This window comes from Corynebacterium sp. 11A (assembly GCF_008930935.1).
GTDB lineage: Bacteria > Actinomycetota > Actinomycetes > Mycobacteriales > Mycobacteriaceae > Corynebacterium > Corynebacterium megadyptis.
On the sequence record NZ_PQMR01000006.1, the window covers coordinates 41,033 to 57,520 of the forward strand.

A 16,488-nucleotide genomic window follows, 5' to 3' on the forward strand; every position below is an offset into this window, starting at 1 on the left:
TCATGATGCCCCTTCCCCCGCGTGGGGTGCGGGCGCGTGCTTATCCAGGTGGATGCGGTGATCCCCCAGCGCGTCGATAAAGAGCTGATCGTGCGTGATGGAAGCGATCGCCACGCCCTCATCGGCCAGCTCGCGGATCAGATACACCAATTCAGTGAAGGTGCGCCGGTCTTGGCCAAAGGTGGGCTCATCCAGCAGCAAGACCTGCGGCGCGGCAACCAGCGCCGTCGCCACAGACAAGCGGCGTTTTTGTCCGCCGGACAGAGTAAAAGGATTGGCCTCGGCGAGGTGGGCTAGCCGCAGCCGCTCTAAAAGCTCATCCACTCGGGGATGCTCCTTCAGATGCTTATTGCCGCTAATCACACGCGGGCCCACGAGCAACTCCTCGCGCACGGTGCGGGCGACAAATTGATGCTCGGGGTCCTGAAACACATAGCCCAAGGTTTGGGCCAACGCGACAGAGCGCAAGCGATGCGGATCGACGCTGCGCTGCGGTGTGTGCACCCGCACACTCCCGCGCACGGGCCGGAGCAGGCCGGCGAGGCTGAGCGCCAGCGTCGATTTACCGGCGCCATTATCGCCGGTGATCACGGTGGAATGCCCGGCGGGAATGCTGAGACTCAGCGGCCCCGCCACCGGCTGGTTCTTCTGCCACCCCACCATAAGATCCGTGGCGGATAGTGCCGCATCGGCGCTCACCGGCACGATGTGGGCGGCGGGCAGATCAAGCTCCACCCCGGGAACCCACACTCCCTGCTCTGCCAGTTCGGCACCATGCTCGGCGATGACAGTGTCGATGGGGCCATCGGCGGCGATATCGCCCGCAGCACCCACGACCACTGTGCGATCGAGGTACTGCTGCCAGATGTCTACCCGGTGTTCCACCACGATGAGTGTCGCCCCGGTGCGCTCGGCAACGGCGATAACCGCATCGCGGACCTCGCGCACCCCAGTGGGATCGAGGTTGGCGGTGGGCTCGTCGAGCACAATCACCCGCGCGCCCATCGCGATCACCCCGGCCAAGGCGAGGCGCTGCTTCTGCCCGCCAGAAAGCTCCGCGGTGGGATGATCCAGCGACAGATGCAGACCCACCAGCTCGAGTGCCTCGGGTACTCGCCGCCAGATCTCCGCGCGCTCCACGCCGAGGTTCTCGCAGCCAAAGGCAACATCATCGCCCACGCGCGAGCTAATGACCTGCGAGTCGGGGTCTTGGAGCACCATTCCCACGAGGCCACGGGCCTGCTCGGGCGAGCGCCCCGCAACAGTGATGCTGCCGTGCTCATCGCCCTCATCCTCGCCGCCCAGCACGCCGGCGATGGCGTGCAGCAGCGTGGACTTGCCCGCTCCGGACTGCCCTAAAACGAGCACCCGCTCACCCTGCTCGATCTGCAGATTAATGGAGCGCAGCGTGGGATTTTTTCGTCCTCCGTGCCGCCAGGAATAGTCCCGCACATGCACAGGGGCAGCGGCGTCGCTGAACTGCGACAGACCGTGTGGGTGCTTCACCATGGGCCACTTTCCTTGAGATACTCGCCGTGGGCGGCGACGCACCCACGCACTGCGGCGGATGCGGTTCGGGCAGCTTAGACTTCAGCGCGGTGTTCGCGGCCTACCGCGAAACGATCCAAGGCGCCAGCCGCTGCGAGCGCCCGCACCAGCACATAGCCGAGCAGACCTGCGAGGAAGAGACCGGAGACGATCAGGGTGGAAAGGTAGGTGATATTAAAAAGCAGCGACTTGGCGTAGTTGGCGCTGAGCACCAGCTCCAGCAGGAATGCCCCGACTGCGGCGCCGGCACCGGCCAGCATGGCCACAACGGGAGTGAAGCGTCGATAAGCAAAAATGAGGAAGATCAGCTCCGCGCCGATTCCCTGCGCCAGACCGGAGTACAGGGTTTCTGGCCCCCACTGGCTACCCAAGGTGGCAGAGACGGCGGCGGCGAGCAGCTCCACGAAAATCGCGGCGCCGGGCTTGCGAATCACAAGCCCGCCAAGAACGCCGCCGAGCAGCCACACGCCCACGGCGATACCGCCCAAACCAGGGGTGAGCGCGTCCGCGGCGGTGTACCAGGCGTAGCCCACCGAATTCCAGATCCAGAAAATCAGACCGGTCGCCACACCCAATACGGCGGCCACCACGATGTCGACGACGCGCCACCGCGAGGCGGTGCGCTGGGTTGATGATGTCATGAAAAAGTACCCTCCCTCTCGCCGGAATTACCCGGATCAGGTTCACACGGTGTGTTCTCAGCCCCAGCGCGGCCTATGGCGCGCGGGCACCCGCGGTAATGTCAGTATTTAGTATGCTTAGGCAACGGCGCGACTCCCACAAAGATAAACGCACAGGCCAAAGCTGGTGCATGCACAATGTGCGGAGTTCGGGCGCCGGTACACGGCTCTTGCAACACTAGCGGGGCTAGTGCACCCTAAGCAACCGCTCGTTTCCCCCTATCTAGTTAGGACCTCCTCATGGCCGGTGGGCTTGCAGCGCTTCTCGACGACGTCTCCCTTCTCGCTCGGGCTGCCGCCGCAAACATTGACGATGTGGCTGTCCACGCGGCCAAGACTTCTACCAAGGCCGCCGGCGTGGTGGTCGATGATGCGGCTGTGACCCCGAAGTTCGTCGCCGGAGTCTCCCCCTCGCGCGAGCTGCCCATGATTTTCCGTATCGCCCGAGGATCGCTCTTTAACAAGCTCATTGTGATCTTGCCGCTGGCGCTGCTGTTGAGCTGGCTGGTGCCTTGGCTGCTCAACCCGATCCTGATGGTCGGCGGTGCCTTTCTCTGCTTCGAAGGCATGGAAAAGGTAGTCGAGATAGCCACCGGCGAGGAGGGCAAACAAACCCCCGCCTCCGCCAATAAGTCCGTGGATGAGGACCAGCTGGTGAAAAGCGCCATCGCCACCGATCTCATTTTGAGCGCGGAGATCATGGTGATCTCCCTCGACCAGGTGGCCCACCTGACCTTCGGGGTGCGCACCGCGGTGCTCGTGGTGGTGGCCATGGGCCTGACCGCGCTGGTCTATGGCGCGGTGGCGCTCCTGGTCAAGATGGATGATGTGGGGCTTAAGCTCGCCTCCTCCGATAACTCCGGTGCCGCCGCCTTCGGCCGCGGACTGGTCGCCGCCATGCCGAAGGTGCTGGCCGCGATTAGCGTGATCGGTACCTTCGCCATGCTCTGGGTCGGCGGGCATATTATCGTCCACGGTGTCGCCGAGCTGGGATGGCGTGGCCCCGAGGACCTAATGCATTCCCTCTCCCACGGCCACTACAGCTTCCTCGGCTGGTTGATTAATACCGGCTACTCGCTCGCGGTCGGTGCGATCATCGGCAGCATTCTGGCCACGGCCGTGCACTTCTCGCCGCTGAAGCGCAACCACTAAAGCTTGGGCGGGGTATATCTCCGCAGGCGCCGCACTGGAGTGAATCTCCACTGCGACGCCTTTATTGATGGGCATTACTATATACGGCCCCTATTTTTCTGCTCTTCGCTCCCGCGACCCGAGATTCGCGGCGCGCAGCAACATCCCTCGCAAGCCCACCGCCCCCAGATGGGTGTAGCCACACCCCCTCGGCAGCCCTCCTAGCTGGGACACTCTGCTTTTCTTAGATTTCCCTGAAATTCTATAGAGGCTGTTCTTATATCCGTACCGACTCTGTTATTGTGAGACCAAGTTTCTCACCATGTGAAACTTTCTTTGAGAGTGAGGTGCGCGGCACACTGCGGCGCATCGGAATCAGTAGAAAAGAGACCGAGACATGTCTACCTCCACGAGCACCGCAGGTAGCGCCGAGGTCGCTCAGAGCCGCGAAACATTCTCCTCGCGGCAGGCGTTCCTCTTCGCTGCCATCGGCTCCGCTGTGGGCCTAGGAAACATCTGGCGCTTCCCCTATGTTGCCTATCAGTCCGGCGGTGGCGCCTTCCTCATCCCCTATATCGTCGCCTTGATTACCGCGGGCATCCCGCTGCTGTTCTTCGACTTCGCCGTTGGCCACCGCTTCCGCGGCTCGGCACCGAAGGCATTTCGTCGTCTGAAGTCCTGGACCGAGCCGGTCGGTTGGTTCCAAGTAGGTGTGTCCTTCTTCATCACCATCTACTACTCGGTGATTATTGCGTGGGCCGCCATCTACGCGTTTAGCTCCATCGGCAAGTCCTGGGGCGATAATGCGGAGGAATACTTCTTCAACGACTTCCTGCAGATTGACGCCACTTCCATCAACAGCCTGAACTTCGTGTGGCCGATCGCCATCGTCCTCGCCGTCGTATGGGTACTGGTCCTCGCCGTGCTGGCTTTGGGCGTGGATAAGGGCATTGGCCGCCTGTCCACCTGGGCGATCCCGGTGCTGGCCGCGATGTTCATCGGCATGGTGATCTACGCGCTCACCCTGCCCGGCGCCGCCGCCGGCTTGAACGCCTTCTTTACACCCGATTGGTCGGCACTGAGCAACCCGACGGTGTGGATCTCCGCCTATGGCCAGATCTTCTTCTCGCTCTCGGTGGCCTTCGGCATCATGCTCACCTACTCCTCCTACCTGAAGCCGCGCTCCAACCTTACCGGCACCGGCCTGGTGGCCGCCTTCGCTAACTCCTCCTTCGAGGTGCTGGCCGGTATCGGCGTATTCGCCACCTTGGGATTCATGGCGACCCAAGCGGGCGTGGGCGTGGACGAGGTCACCTCCTCCGGCCCGGGCCTGGCCTTCGTGGCCTTCCCCACCGTTATCTCGGAAATGGGCGGGCTCTGGGGCTCGGTCTTCGGCGTTGTATTCTTCGCCTGTCTCGTGATCGCCGGTATTACCTCCCTGCAGTCCCTGCTCGAGGTGGTCATCGGCGCCTTCCAGGACAAGTTCGACCTTCCCCGCGTGCAGGCTGTGCTGCTGGTGGGCGGCTCCATGGCTGTGATCGCCATGATCTTCTTCCCCACCACCTCTGGTCTGGTCACCCTTGACATCGTGGATAAGTTCACCAACAACATCGGTATTGTCGCCGTCGCTATCGCCGCGATCATCGTGGTGGACTGGATTCTGCACCGCACCGATGAGCTGGCACTGCACCTCAATGCCGTCTCTTCCTTCCGCGTGGGCAACACCTGGCGCATCTTCGTCGCCAATATCACCCCCGTGGTGCTGGCGATCATCCTCTTCCAGGAGATCACCTCCCTGATTGCCGAGCCCTATGAGGGCTACTCCCCCGCCCAGCTGGGGATCTACGGCTGGGGCGTGATCGGCGTGATCTTCATCGGTTCGATGGCGCTGACCATCCTGCCGTGGCGCGGCAACCAGACCCTCGATGGCCCGCCCGGTTCGGACTTCGGTGTGGATGTCGATCATTCCCTCGGCTTCCGCGGCATCGTCGACGATGGCCCCGAGGCCACCCTCCACAAGACCACCGACACCAAGGAGGCGCACTAATCATGACCGGTACTGCAATCATCATGATGGCCCTGTTCATCCTCGTCATCTGGGGCGGGCTGGTGTACTTCAGCGTGCAGCTGATGAAGCACCCCGATGAAACCTCCGGCTTCCTCGGCGCTGATCCCAAGGCAGACGATGACATCCTGCTGAAGCTAGAAAAGAAATAAGCCAGCACCGACCTCGTGCTCAGGCCCATCAACCCGCGTGCTTCTCGACGTTGCGCGCGGGTTGACTGCGTTATCCCCCAAGGCGCTGCACTGCTGGCCGCTGCGTGCCTCAAGACACGCGCCCGGCGACGACGGTGGCACAAACGGCACGGCCCGCCCTATTCTGGGCCGCACACTAAAAAGCCGAAAAATAATGTGAAAGGACGTGTACGTCGTGCCTGATCTAGAGTCTGTGACCGTCGCCGTTGTGGCCACTCATGGTTTTGATGATGATGAGCTCTCCAGCCCCATCGCCGCCATCACCGAGGCCGGTGGGCGGGCGCTCGTGGTCTCCACCGAGGCCGGTGAGATCGAGAGCAAGAAGGGCTCCACCGTATCGGTGGATGTCACCACCGACATGGCGGATGCCGCTGATTTTGATTGTCTGCTCTTGCCTGGCGGAACCAAAAACGCCGATACCATCCGCACCGATGCCCACGCCGTCGCACTCGTGAAGAACCTAGTGGAGGCCGGCAAACCAGTGGGCGTGATCTGCCACGGTGGGTGGATTCTCAGCGACGCCGATGTGCTGCGCGGCCGGACCATCACCTCCTATCACTCGATGAAGACCGACCTCATCAACGCGGGGGCCACCTGGGTTGATCGCGAGGTCTGTGTCGATGGCGCACTTATCTCCTCGCGCACCCCCGCCGACCTGCCCGCCTTCAACAAGGAGATCCTGCGCGCCTTCGCCGCCGCGCACTAAGTCTCCTCGACTCCAACCGCTCGTCTGGGTGGGGTTAGACCAGCAGTAGCTGGCCACCCTGGGCGCGGATTTCACGCAACGCCTCCAGCGAGCTCTGCTCCGCCACCCCAGCAGTCAAAGGCACGAGAAGCCGCACGGTGAAGCCCTCTGCAAGGCCATCGAGACAAGTGGCTCGCACGCAATAGTCCGTGGCGATGCCGGCAACATCGAGGGTTGTCACCCCGTGTTCCCGCAGCGCCTCGGCGAGGCTGGTGCCATGCGGGGTGGCTCCTTCGAATCCTGAATACGCCGCAGTGTATTCGCCTTTGCTGACGTCAATGCGTATCTGCTCGGGGGCGGCCGCGGCAGCATTATCGAGCGCCCGCAGCGCCTGGGGATGTAACTCCGCTCCAGTAGTGCCGGCCACGCAGTGCCGCGGCCAGCTCTCGACATAATCGGGCTCATCTGCAAAGTGGGCTCCGGGATCGATGTGCCAATCGCGCGTGACCGCGCACACCGCATAGTTGCGGGCATGGGCGGCGCAGAACTCCGCCGTCGCCGTCAGAGCGTGGGCGCCGCCCTCCACGCCGAGGGCGCCCCCTTCGACGAAGTCATTTTGCCCGTCCACGAGGACAAAAGCGGAACGATCCTGCGGGGCCGAATAACTCGTGATGTCAATACCAGCGGCGCGTAGCGCCTGAAGTGTGAGAGTAGTCATAGCTACCACTCTAGACGCGTACGCCCGACACTCTTGACCACCCACCGGCGGCAACCCTATTATCTTCATATGCACGAAGATAAGAAGCTAAGGAATGGTTCACCTAAACGCGCCCCGAGTGATCACGTGCACGTACCTGCCATCACCGAGAGCGGCTCTTTGGAACTTGCCGCCGCTGAAGTGCTCAAACTGCTCGCGGACCCCACGCGCATTCGCATCATCCTCACCCTGGGTAAAGCCGAAGAGATGAGCGTGAACGAGATTTCGGCCACCGTCGCCAAGCGTCCCGCTACCGTCTCCCAGCATCTCGCCAAAATGCGCCTCGCGCGGATGGTCACCACCCGCCACCAAGGCACCAGCGTCTACTACTCGCTGACCGATGAGCACGCCATCCAGCTAATCAGCGAGGCCATGAACCAGGCTGAGCACGCCGTGAGCGCCGAGGCGCTCTCCCACACCCATACCCACGACACTTAAAGGCACCGGCATGCTTTCTGTTCTTCGCAATCACCGTTACGCTCAGCTTTTCGGGGCCCAAGTTATTGCTCTCGTGGGCACGGGATTACTCACCGTTGCCTTGGGCCTACTCGCCTTCGATATCGCCGGCAGCCAGGCCGGCAGCGTGCTGGGCACCGCGCTGAGCATCAAGATTATTGCCTATGTGCTGCTCTCCCCCGTGGCCACCACGCTGCTCGCGGGATGGAATCCCAAGGTGGTGCTGGTATCGGCGGATGTGGTACGCGGCCTCATTGCCTGCGGCCTGCCCTTTGTCACCGAGACGTGGCAAATCTATATCCTCATCTTTATCCTGCAGGCCGCCTCGGCCACCTTCACTCCGACCTTCCAGGCCCTCATCCCCGATGTGCTGCCCGATGAAGAGGACTACACGCAGGCACTGTCCCTGTCTCGGCTGGCCTACGATCTGGAATCGGTGCTCTCGCCGCTTCTCGCCGCCGCGCTGCTAGCCGTGATGAACTATCACCTTCTCTTCCTCGGCACAATCGTCGGCTTTGCCTGCTCCGCAGCGCTCATTCTCAGCACCCACATCGGGGTGTACCGCCGCACTCTCGAGATCGACCACACCGAATCCATCGTCCGTCGCCCTCTCGCCGGAGCCCGCATCTTCCGGCGCACCCCAGAACTGCGCGGAGTGGCATGGTCGAACCTCACCGTGGCTGCGGTCGGGGCGATGGTCATCATCAATACCGTGGTGGTGGTGCGCGATAAGCTGCAGCGGCCGGATTCAGATCTGGGCATTTTGCTCGCTTTCTTTGGCGCCGGCTCGATGTTCATTGCCATCGTGCTGCCGCGGCTGCTGCACTACGCAGTAGACACCACAGTCATGGTTCTCGGCGCCATCAGTGCCCCGTTACTCCTCGCTGCGGTAGCACTCGCTCTGCACGGTGCAGCCGCGTGGTGGCTGATGTGTCTGCTCTGGGCTCTGCTCGGCGCGAGCGCCGCGCTCATTGCCACCCCGAGTTCACGGCTGCTGCGCCGCCACAGCACCGTCGATAACCGCACCGCCGTATTCGCCACCCAATTCAGCGCGTCCCACGCCTGCTACCTGCTTACCTACCCGGCCGCAGGCTTCATCGGCAGCCTGGTCAGCCTCTCGGCCGCGGCCTGGGCGCTGGGCGCTCTCGGCGTGCTGGGGGCAGCGGGAACCGCACTGTGGTTCGCCCGCGCGAAGCGTAGCTAACAGGCACATTCTCCGCCCGCACGCAGCTCCCACCCCACCCCCTATCGCCTGTGTAGAAGCCATAGGGGGTGCATAACCCCCCTTGTGCCGCGCTGCCTGCGCCTCTAGGGTTGATGGCACTATACCTTCTTTTCCTATAGTTGCCCCCTAGGGGCTTTTTGCTTGCCGCACCGCCTCCCGCGGCGGGCGGCGAGCTCAGGAAAAGGAGGCGAAACCACCCAGTGCACGCAACCTGCGAAAGGAACCTAGTACCCCCGTGAATGACACCACAGCCGCCTCGGCGCATGCGCGCGATAAGAGCCGGACTATCAAGAACATTATTGATAATCACGGGGTGAAACTCGACTGGCAGAAAGCCTTCTACCAGGACATGCACGCCAATCCGGAGCTCTCCGGATTTGAGGTGGAAACCGCCCGGAAAATCGCCGCGCACCTGCGCAACTTCGACTGCGAGGTACACACCGGCATCGGTGGCCACGGCATCGTCGCTATTTTCCGCAATGGCGATGGCCCCACCGCGCTGTTCCGCGCAGACTTCGATGCACTGCCGGTCAAGGAAACCTCCGGCGCCATTTACGCCTCCACCCGCACGCGGGTGCGCGAGTCTGGGGTGGAAACCCCGATCATGCACGCCTGCGGGCACGACATGCACACCACCGCCCTGCTCGGCGCCTGCGCCGTCATGGACTCCACCCGCGATAGCTGGTCCGGCACCTTCGTGGCACTCTTCCAGCCAGCCGAGGAGATCTCGGTGGGCGCGGCAGCGATGGTCAATGATGGCCTCGCCGATATCATCCCGAAGCCAGATGTGTGCTTTGGCCAGCATGTGATCGCCGGCCCCGCCGGCCGCATCCTGTCCCGCCCCGGAGCGGCACTTGCTGCATGCGACACCATCACCATCAAGCTCTACGGCAAGTCCGCGCACGGTTCCATGCCGCACAACTCCATCGACCCCACCTACTTGGCGGCGATGATCGTGGTGCGACTCCAGGGCATCGTCGGACGCGAGATCAACCCCAATGACTTCGCTGTGATCACCGTCGGCTCCTTGATTTCGGGTCACACCAATAACACCGTGCCCGGCGAAGCCACCTTGGTGCTCAACTGCCGCTTCTACGACAACGAGGTCAAGCGCAAGACCTACCAGGCCATTAAGCGCGTGGTGCACGGCGAGTGCCAGGCATCTGGGTGCGAGCGCGCCCCTGAGTTCCGCTTCTCCAATCACGGCGAACTCACCGAGAATGACCCCGTGGTGTATTCGCACGTGCGCTATACCTTCGACGAGGTGTTCGGCGAGGAGAGCGTGGACGCCAAACGCTGGACCGCCTCGGAGGACTTCACCAATATCCCCCGCGCCTTCGGCGCCCCCTACTTCTTCTGGCTGGTGGGTATCACTCCCCGCGAGCAGTGGGATAAGGCTCTCGCCGAGGACAACATCGAGGACATCCCGGTCAACCACGCCGGCGACTTCCTCCCGGATTATGAGCCTTCTGTGGATGCCTCCACCAAGGCCGCACTGTGCGCCGTGCTCACCTACTTGGTAGACGATAAGTCCGAGGCCACCATCCAGCGCCCGGACGAGGCGAATCTGCCGAAGAATCTTCCCTCCGACCCCACTGAGGTGCGCTCGGAGGCCGTGGTGGAATCCGCGAACCTCCCCGACGCCGAGGCGGCACACCGCGCCCACGAGCTGCGGAAGTAAAACCATCGGCCACCGTCCCTGCTGAGACGGGGCCACAGACGCCACAGACCACCGATCCCCACTCCTGTCATGGGAGAGGATCGGTGGTCTGTGTTATGTAGTGCGGTATCATCCGCAGCCATCAGCCGTAGTGCCAGCCGAGGCGGACACTTACGGCAGGCGCCGACTACTTCGAGGTCGAGCTCGTCGTGCCGGTGCTGCTGGCGGTGGAGGGGGTCTCCGCTACCAGGGTGGCGTCGCTCTCGCTCTCACGCTTAGTGGAGCGGGTGTTATCACCGAGCAGGTGCACCTGGATCATGTTGGTGTTACCGGGGATTCCGGGAGGAGTACCGGCAACAACCACCATCACGTCATCGCGTTCATACTCGCTCATGGCCAGCAGAGCCTCGTCGACGGCCACCATCATCTCATCGGTGTCGTGGACGGTTTCGGTCAGGAAGGTCTCCGCACCCCAAGACAGTGCCAGCTGCGAACGCACGGCCGGATCGGGGGTGAATACCAACAGCGGCAGCGGGCAGCGCAGGCGAGCCAGGCGCTTCGCGGTATCGCCAGAGGTGGTGAAGGCCACCAGAGCCTTGGCGTTTAGGCGCTGGGCAATATCGCGGGCCGAGTAGGTGATCACGCCACGCTTGGTGCGTGGAACGTGAGTCAACTGCGGCACGTCGCCGTCCTTTTCCGCTACCCGCACGATGCGGGACATGGTGCGCACCACGTTGTGCGGATCCACACCAACGGAGGTTTCACCGGAGAGCATCACGGCATCCGCACCATCCAGCACGGCGTTGGCCACGTCGGAGGCCTCGGCGCGGGTCGGGCGGGAGTTTTCGATCATGGAATCCAGCATCTGGGTGGCCACGATCACCGGCTTAGCGTTCTCGCGTGCGATCTGGATGGCGCGCTTCTGAACCAGCGGCACCTCCTCCAGCGGCACTTCCACGCCGAGGTCACCACGGGCAACCATGATGGCGTCGAAGGCCAGCACGATGGACTCGAGAGCGTCAACGGCCTCGGGCTTTTCCAGCTTGGCGATGACGGGGACGCGGCGGCCTTCCTCATCCATGACCTTATGCACCAGCTCGACGTCGGCCGGGGAGCGCACGAAGGACAGGGCGATGAAGTCCACGCCCAGGTTGAGTGCGAAGCGCAGGTCCTTGATGTCCTTCTCGGACAGGGCCGGCACGGAGATATCCATACCGGGCAGGGAGACACCCTTGTTGTTGGACACTGGGCCACCTTCGGTGACCTCGCAGACAACGTCGTTGCCATCGACCTCGATGCAGACGAGGCCGACCTTGCCGTCATCGACCAGCAGGCGGTCACCCGGCTTGGCGTCATTGGCCAGGTTCTTGTAGGTGGTGGACACGCGGTCGTGGGTGCCCTGCACATCGTCCACAGTGATGCGGACGGTTTCGCCGGTCTCCCACATAGTGGAGCCGTCGATGAAACGGCCGAGGCGGATCTTGGGGCCCTGCAGGTCAGCGAGGATGCCGACAGCGCGACCAGTCTTATCGGTGGCCTCACGAACCCAGCGATAGTTCTGTTCATGGTCGGAGTGATCACCGTGCGAGAAATTCAGGCGAGCCACGTCCATGCCAGATTTGACGAGCTCAAGAATGCCCTCCTCACTAGCAACTGCGGGACCGAGGGTACATACGATTTTCGTTCTCCTATTCACGCTTCCCACTGTAGTGCTCCTAGCGCAATCCGGCTACACGCGCCGCAGTGAAGAAAGCGCTGGAAGACGCACTAACAGCCCCGCAGAACCCCATACCGCGCTGTTGTTTTATCCACGGAAACGTCCACAAAACCACACAAATGCAGGTCAAACAGGCACAAAACCACATTGTGATCTGGCTTCACCTCGCCCCGATGTGTGCGAGATGTGGCCACAGCCACCCTGTCTGGCGAAGTTGATCACACTGGCGCGCACCAGCACCGACAGCGTCGTTGGTGACGCCACCGCACGCGGCAATAACCGATACACAAAACCGCACTCACCACGTGGTGAGTGCGGTCTCTGAGCTCTCGGTCGGCGCGGTGTCAGCGCGCGATCGCCGCAGGGCCAGGGCACAGTCGGCGCGACTAGTCTGGCGCCTCAGAGTGTGCTCTGTGGATACTCCCCAGAAGCGACCTGGGTCTGCGCTGCGTCGCGGTGGCGCTGCCGCGCCCGCATCATGATGAAGATGAGTACCGCGGCGAGGAACACCACAGCGGAGACAACAGTATTGACCCGCAGGCCAAAGATATGGGTGGCCGCATCCGAGCGCATCAGCTCGATGACGAAGCGGCCTGCGGTATAACCGGCTACATAGAGTGCGAACACCTGACCGCCGCGCAGCGAGAAGCGCTTATCTGCCCACAGCAACAGGGTGAAGATGATGAGGTTCCACAGCAGCTCGTAGAGGAACGTCGGGTGCACGGTGGCCAGCACCTCGCCGGTGGAGCGGCCCGTGACCGGCGCGAGCATGCCATTGGCGTCGACGCGCTCATAGATCTCCAGCGCCCAAGGCACATCGGTGGGATAGCCATAGAGCTCCTGGTTGAACCAATTGCCGAGGCGGCCGATGGCCTGGGCCAAGATGATGCCGGGGGCGACGGCATCGGCAAAAGGGGCGAGCGGGATCTTCTTCATGCGGAAATACACCGCCACGGCAATGGTGCCGAGGGCGATCGCACCCCAAATCCCCAGTCCGCCATTGGTGATTTTCACCGCGTCGATGGGAGAACAGGTCTCGCAGAAGTACTTATCGTGATCGGTGATCACGTGATACACTCGGCCGCCAATGATGCCGCTGGGCACGGCCACGAGCGCCGCATCGTAGACGACCTCGCCATCACCGCCGCGATCCTGATAGCGCTTTTTGGTCAGCAGCAGCGCCGCCACGATGCCGGCGATGATGCAGAGCGCATAGGCGCGGACGGGAATAGGGCCGAGCTGCCATACGCCCTGCGGCGGGGAGGGGATGGCGCGGGTCAGCCCCGCGCTGAAGCGGCCGAGGTCGCCCGAGAAAAGCGCAGACGGAATTCCGGCGGAAATAAACTGGTCTAGCACCGTGTGGGATCTCGCTTCGTGAATTGCTAGCGGGTGGAGGGACACGCCGGATGCTGCCCGGCTGCCACCAGTTTACGACACAGCCCCGCTGGGTCCTCATGGGTGACCAAGGAGGTAGAGATGATCACCGCATCCGCACCCCAACCGGCGTAAGTCATCAGCTGCTGCGGGGTATCGACGCCCGACATGGCAATGCGCACCACCCCACTGGGCAGTCCAGGGGCGATCTCCGAAAAGGCCGTGGGGTTGAGCTCGAAGGTTTCCATGGAACGGGCGTTCACCCCGATGAGCGTGGCCCCGGCCTGCACCGCCCGGCTTGCTTCTTCGCGCGTGTTTACCTCCACCAACGCGGTCATGCCTAGGGATTCGATGCGATCGAGCAGCGCCTCGAGCCGATGCTGATCCAAGATGGCAGCAATCAACGGCACCACGTCTGCACCGAAGTAGCGGGCCTCGTGGATCTGGTAGGGATCAATAATGAAGTCCTTGGCCATCACCGGCACATCGACTGCTTGTTTCACCGCGCGCACATCACGCAGATCGCCGTTGAAGCGGCGGCGCTCAGTCTGACAGGAAATGATGCGCGCCCCCTCGCGCTCAAACAGCTGGGCCAAGAGTGCGGGGTGCTCAATGGCGGCGAGCTCGCCCTTATTGGGCACGGCGCGCTTGAGCTCGGCAATAATGGAGCATCCCGGTTGGGAGAGCGCGGCGCGGGCATCCCGCGGCTTCGGTGCCGAGAAAGAGAGCCTTTTGATCTCTTTAAAGGGCAGGCGGTGCTCGCGCGCCTTCACGTCCTCGCTGACGCCAGCGAGAATGCGCTCGATCTCCGAAACCATGCCGTGTCCTTAGAGTGTGCCCAGCGGCTGTGGTGGCCTGTATAAGAATCGCACCACCGCCCTGCAATTAACTCTTTTAGGCTATAGCCTGCCACGGGCTATCCCTAAATTAGCCCTGTTTTCGCAGCTCACAGCCCCTCTAAACGGAGTTATGCAGAGGGCTTAAGAGGTGGATGTGTTGCCTGCGTCATTGTCGTCTACGGAGGTGTCCGGGGCCTCGGTGGGATCAATATCTTCATCGAGGGCATCCCACATCACGCGCCCGGAGTCGGGGGATTCCCGCAGATCCTCGCCGAGTTTCTCGCGCCGCGCCGCCCGCTTTTCGTATTTATTCGACGCCGCGCGCGCCTGCCCTGGCTGCAGCAGCAACAAGACGCCACCAAACACCGCGCTGGCGCAGGCGACCAGGGCTAATGCAGGACCAAGGGTGGAGCTATCAACGGCTTGGATACTGGCCCACTCGGTGAGTGTCTGCACCTGCTGGGAGGTGCCGGCCGCGGAGGCGCCCGCATCGTTCGAGTCTGCGAGCAGCAGCGCCCGCGCCCGCGAGGGATCAGGCTCACCTCCCAGCACGCTGAGCGGGGCATAGCCGCCGACTACCCCAGCCACAGCCACCACGCCGCCAATCACGCGGCGCACGAGGGGACGCAAGACCGCCGCCGCTACCACCGAGGCGAGAAAAAGCAGGGCGATGGCGGCCAGCTCGGTCGACCACGTGGCGCCGAGAATCTCAAAGGAGGCTGCACCGGATTTATCGTCGAAGCTATCGACGCTCACCCACACCATGCGGGTGGATACCCACGCCACCACGGCGCCCAGGGCAATCGCCCCCAAGGCCATCCAGTACTTGGCGCGGCGCTGGGCTGTGCTGCGCGAGCTCACTGCTGTTCTCCTTCTGTATCCTCGAGCGGGCAGCCGAAGCTGAGCTCACGGTCATCGAAGCAGGTGCGGCTGCCGGTGTGGCAGGCTGCGCCGGTCTGGTGCACGCGCATCAAGAGGGTATCGCCATCGCAATCCGCGGCCAACGAGACCACCTTTTGCACGTGCCCGCTGGTCAGCCCCTTGATCCAGTACTCCTGGCGGGAGCGGGAATAGTAGGTGCCACGACGCGAGGCCAAGGTATAGGCCAGCGCGTGCGCGTCCATCCACGCCATCATCAATACTTCCTCGCCGCGTTCCTCCTGCACCACCACGGGAACCAGGCCATCGGCATTAAAGCGCACCTGCGCGGCGACGGCGGGGTCCAGCTCATAATCGGCGGGATTACTACTCGGCATCATCGTCTCCCTCGGCTGCATCGGGCTGCACGGCTGGGGCGACGCCGCCGTCCCGGCTGGTGCGCACCTCCAGGTTGGCGTCGATAAGCGCCTGTTTGCAGGAGGCAATGCTGACTTCTTGGAAATGGAAAATACTGGCCGCGAGCACCGCATCGGCGCCGGCCTCAATGGCGGGCGGGAAATGTTCGGCGCTACCGGCGCCACCGGAGGCAATCACGGGCACGGACACGGCATCGCGGACGAGGCGAATCAGCTCGGTGTCGAAGCCGGCTTTGGTGCCATCGCCATCCATGGAGTTCAGCAGGATCTCCCCCACCCCGCGGCGCTCCGCCTCGCGGGCCCACTCGATAGCGTCGATCTCGGCGGAACGGGTGCCGCCGTGCGTAGTGACCTCAAACCCGCTCGGCTGCGGCGTCCCCCCGGCGGGCACGCGGCGGGCATCGAGGCTGAGGACCACGCATTGGGACCCAAAGGTTTCCGCCAATTCGGTGAGCAGCTCGGGCCGAGCAATCGCGGCGGTATTCACGCTCACCTTGTCCGCCCCGGCGCGCAGCAGCTGGTCCACATCCTCCACGCTGCGCACCCCGCCGCCAACGGTGAGTGGGATGAACACTTGATCCGCGGTGCGGCGCACCACGTCGAGCATGGTGCCGCGGCCGGCGGTCGAGGCGGATACGTCGAGGAACGTGAGTTCGTCTGCCCCCTCGGCGTCATAGCGTGCGGCGAGTTCCACGGGGTCGCCGGCATCGCGCAGCCCCTGAAAGTTCACGCCTTTTACCACGCGCCCTTGATCCACATCCAGACACGGAATCACTCGCACTGCTACGCCCACGGTTGTTCGTCCTTACCCACGATTGTTGTTCACGATTACAGAGGTTTTGACTGTAGTTGAATTCTCGCTATC

General features: G+C 63.1%; 16 protein-coding genes and 1 riboswitch. Of the genes, 7 read left to right on the forward strand and 9 right to left on the reverse strand.

Annotated elements, in window-relative coordinates:
* Both GBB18_RS06025 and GBB18_RS06030 read right to left on the reverse strand, forming a co-directional pair.
* Entirely contained in the window at window positions 1-1,509 is a 1,509-nt protein-coding gene (locus GBB18_RS06025) for an ABC transporter ATP-binding protein (RefSeq protein WP_151641072.1), read from the reverse strand.
* Between the two features lie 74 nt (window positions 1,510-1,583).
* The gene (locus GBB18_RS06030; RefSeq protein ID WP_151549130.1) at window positions 1,584-2,189 is read right to left on the reverse strand and encodes an ECF transporter S component; all 606 of its coding nucleotides are present in this window, start codon (window positions 2,187-2,189) and stop codon (window positions 1,584-1,586) included.
* Window positions 2,184-2,293, reverse strand: a riboswitch (TPP riboswitch). It overlaps the preceding gene by 6 nt.
* 175 nt (window positions 2,294-2,468) lie before the next feature.
* Between GBB18_RS06030 and GBB18_RS06035 the strand changes: the two genes are divergently transcribed.
* From GBB18_RS06035 to GBB18_RS06050, 4 genes are all read left to right on the forward strand, one after another.
* Window positions 2,469-3,380 (forward strand): DUF808 domain-containing protein, encoded by a 912-nt coding sequence (locus GBB18_RS06035; RefSeq protein ID WP_151641073.1) that lies wholly within the window; start codon window positions 2,469-2,471, stop codon window positions 3,378-3,380.
* 376 nt (window positions 3,381-3,756) lie between these two features.
* Entirely contained in the window at window positions 3,757-5,406 is a 1,650-nt protein-coding gene (locus tag GBB18_RS06040) for a sodium-dependent transporter (RefSeq protein ID WP_151641074.1), read from the forward strand.
* 2 nt (window positions 5,407-5,408) lie between these two features.
* A complete protein-coding gene (gene metS, locus GBB18_RS06045) occupies window positions 5,409-5,576 on the forward strand; it encodes a methionine/alanine import NSS transporter subunit MetS (protein ID WP_151529880.1) in 168 nt (55 codons plus the stop codon).
* Between the two features lie 214 nt (window positions 5,577-5,790).
* Complete coding sequence (locus GBB18_RS06050; RefSeq protein WP_151641075.1) at window positions 5,791-6,321, forward strand: type 1 glutamine amidotransferase domain-containing protein; 531 nt, start codon at window positions 5,791-5,793, stop codon at window positions 6,319-6,321.
* Between the two features lie 34 nt (window positions 6,322-6,355).
* Here the strand turns inward: GBB18_RS06050 and GBB18_RS06055 are convergent, their stop codons facing one another.
* The gene (locus GBB18_RS06055) at window positions 6,356-7,018 is read right to left on the reverse strand and encodes an isochorismatase family protein (protein WP_151641076.1); all 663 of its coding nucleotides are present in this window, start codon (window positions 7,016-7,018) and stop codon (window positions 6,356-6,358) included.
* 69 nt (window positions 7,019-7,087) lie between these two features.
* Here GBB18_RS06055 and GBB18_RS06060 point away from each other — a divergent pair, with 69 nt between their 5' ends.
* From GBB18_RS06060 to GBB18_RS06070, 3 genes are all read left to right on the forward strand, one after another.
* Entirely contained in the window at window positions 7,088-7,495 is a 408-nt protein-coding gene (locus GBB18_RS06060; protein WP_151549135.1) for a metalloregulator ArsR/SmtB family transcription factor, read from the forward strand.
* A gap of 10 nt (window positions 7,496-7,505) precedes the next feature.
* Complete coding sequence (locus GBB18_RS06065) at window positions 7,506-8,717, forward strand: MFS transporter (RefSeq protein ID WP_151641077.1); 1,212 nt, start codon at window positions 7,506-7,508, stop codon at window positions 8,715-8,717.
* Window positions 8,718-8,973: 256 nt separating this feature from the next.
* Window positions 8,974-10,419 (forward strand): amidohydrolase, encoded by a 1,446-nt coding sequence (locus GBB18_RS06070; RefSeq protein ID WP_151549137.1) that lies wholly within the window; start codon window positions 8,974-8,976, stop codon window positions 10,417-10,419.
* A gap of 166 nt (window positions 10,420-10,585) precedes the next feature.
* On the opposite strand, the gene pyk is transcribed toward GBB18_RS06070, so the two are convergent.
* From pyk to hisF, 6 genes are all read right to left on the reverse strand, one after another.
* Window positions 10,586-12,094, reverse strand: a complete 1,509-nt coding sequence (gene pyk / locus GBB18_RS06075) for a pyruvate kinase (RefSeq protein ID WP_192795946.1) — start codon at window positions 12,092-12,094, stop codon at window positions 10,586-10,588.
* 420 nt (window positions 12,095-12,514) lie between these two features.
* Complete coding sequence (lgt, locus tag GBB18_RS06080; protein ID WP_151641121.1) at window positions 12,515-13,396, reverse strand: prolipoprotein diacylglyceryl transferase; 882 nt, start codon at window positions 13,394-13,396, stop codon at window positions 12,515-12,517.
* A gap of 101 nt (window positions 13,397-13,497) precedes the next feature.
* A complete protein-coding gene (gene trpC / locus GBB18_RS06085; protein ID WP_151550456.1) occupies window positions 13,498-14,307 on the reverse strand; it encodes an indole-3-glycerol phosphate synthase TrpC in 810 nt (269 codons plus the stop codon).
* A 162-nt stretch (window positions 14,308-14,469) separates the two neighbouring features.
* Window positions 14,470-15,189 carry a TIGR02234 family membrane protein gene (locus GBB18_RS06090; protein WP_225990253.1) on the reverse strand — a complete coding sequence of 240 codons (720 nt, stop codon included), beginning with the start codon at window positions 15,187-15,189 and terminating at the stop codon, window positions 14,470-14,472.
* Window positions 15,186-15,584, reverse strand: coding sequence for a phosphoribosyl-AMP cyclohydrolase (gene hisI, locus GBB18_RS06095; RefSeq protein WP_151641123.1), 399 nt, complete (start codon window positions 15,582-15,584; stop codon window positions 15,186-15,188). Before hisI ends, GBB18_RS06090 begins: the two co-directional genes overlap by 4 nt.
* Window positions 15,574-16,416, reverse strand: a complete 843-nt coding sequence (gene hisF, locus GBB18_RS06100) for an imidazole glycerol phosphate synthase subunit HisF (RefSeq protein WP_151641078.1) — start codon at window positions 16,414-16,416, stop codon at window positions 15,574-15,576. Before hisF ends, hisI begins: the two co-directional genes overlap by 11 nt.
* Window positions 16,417-16,488: the final 72 nt, after the last annotated feature.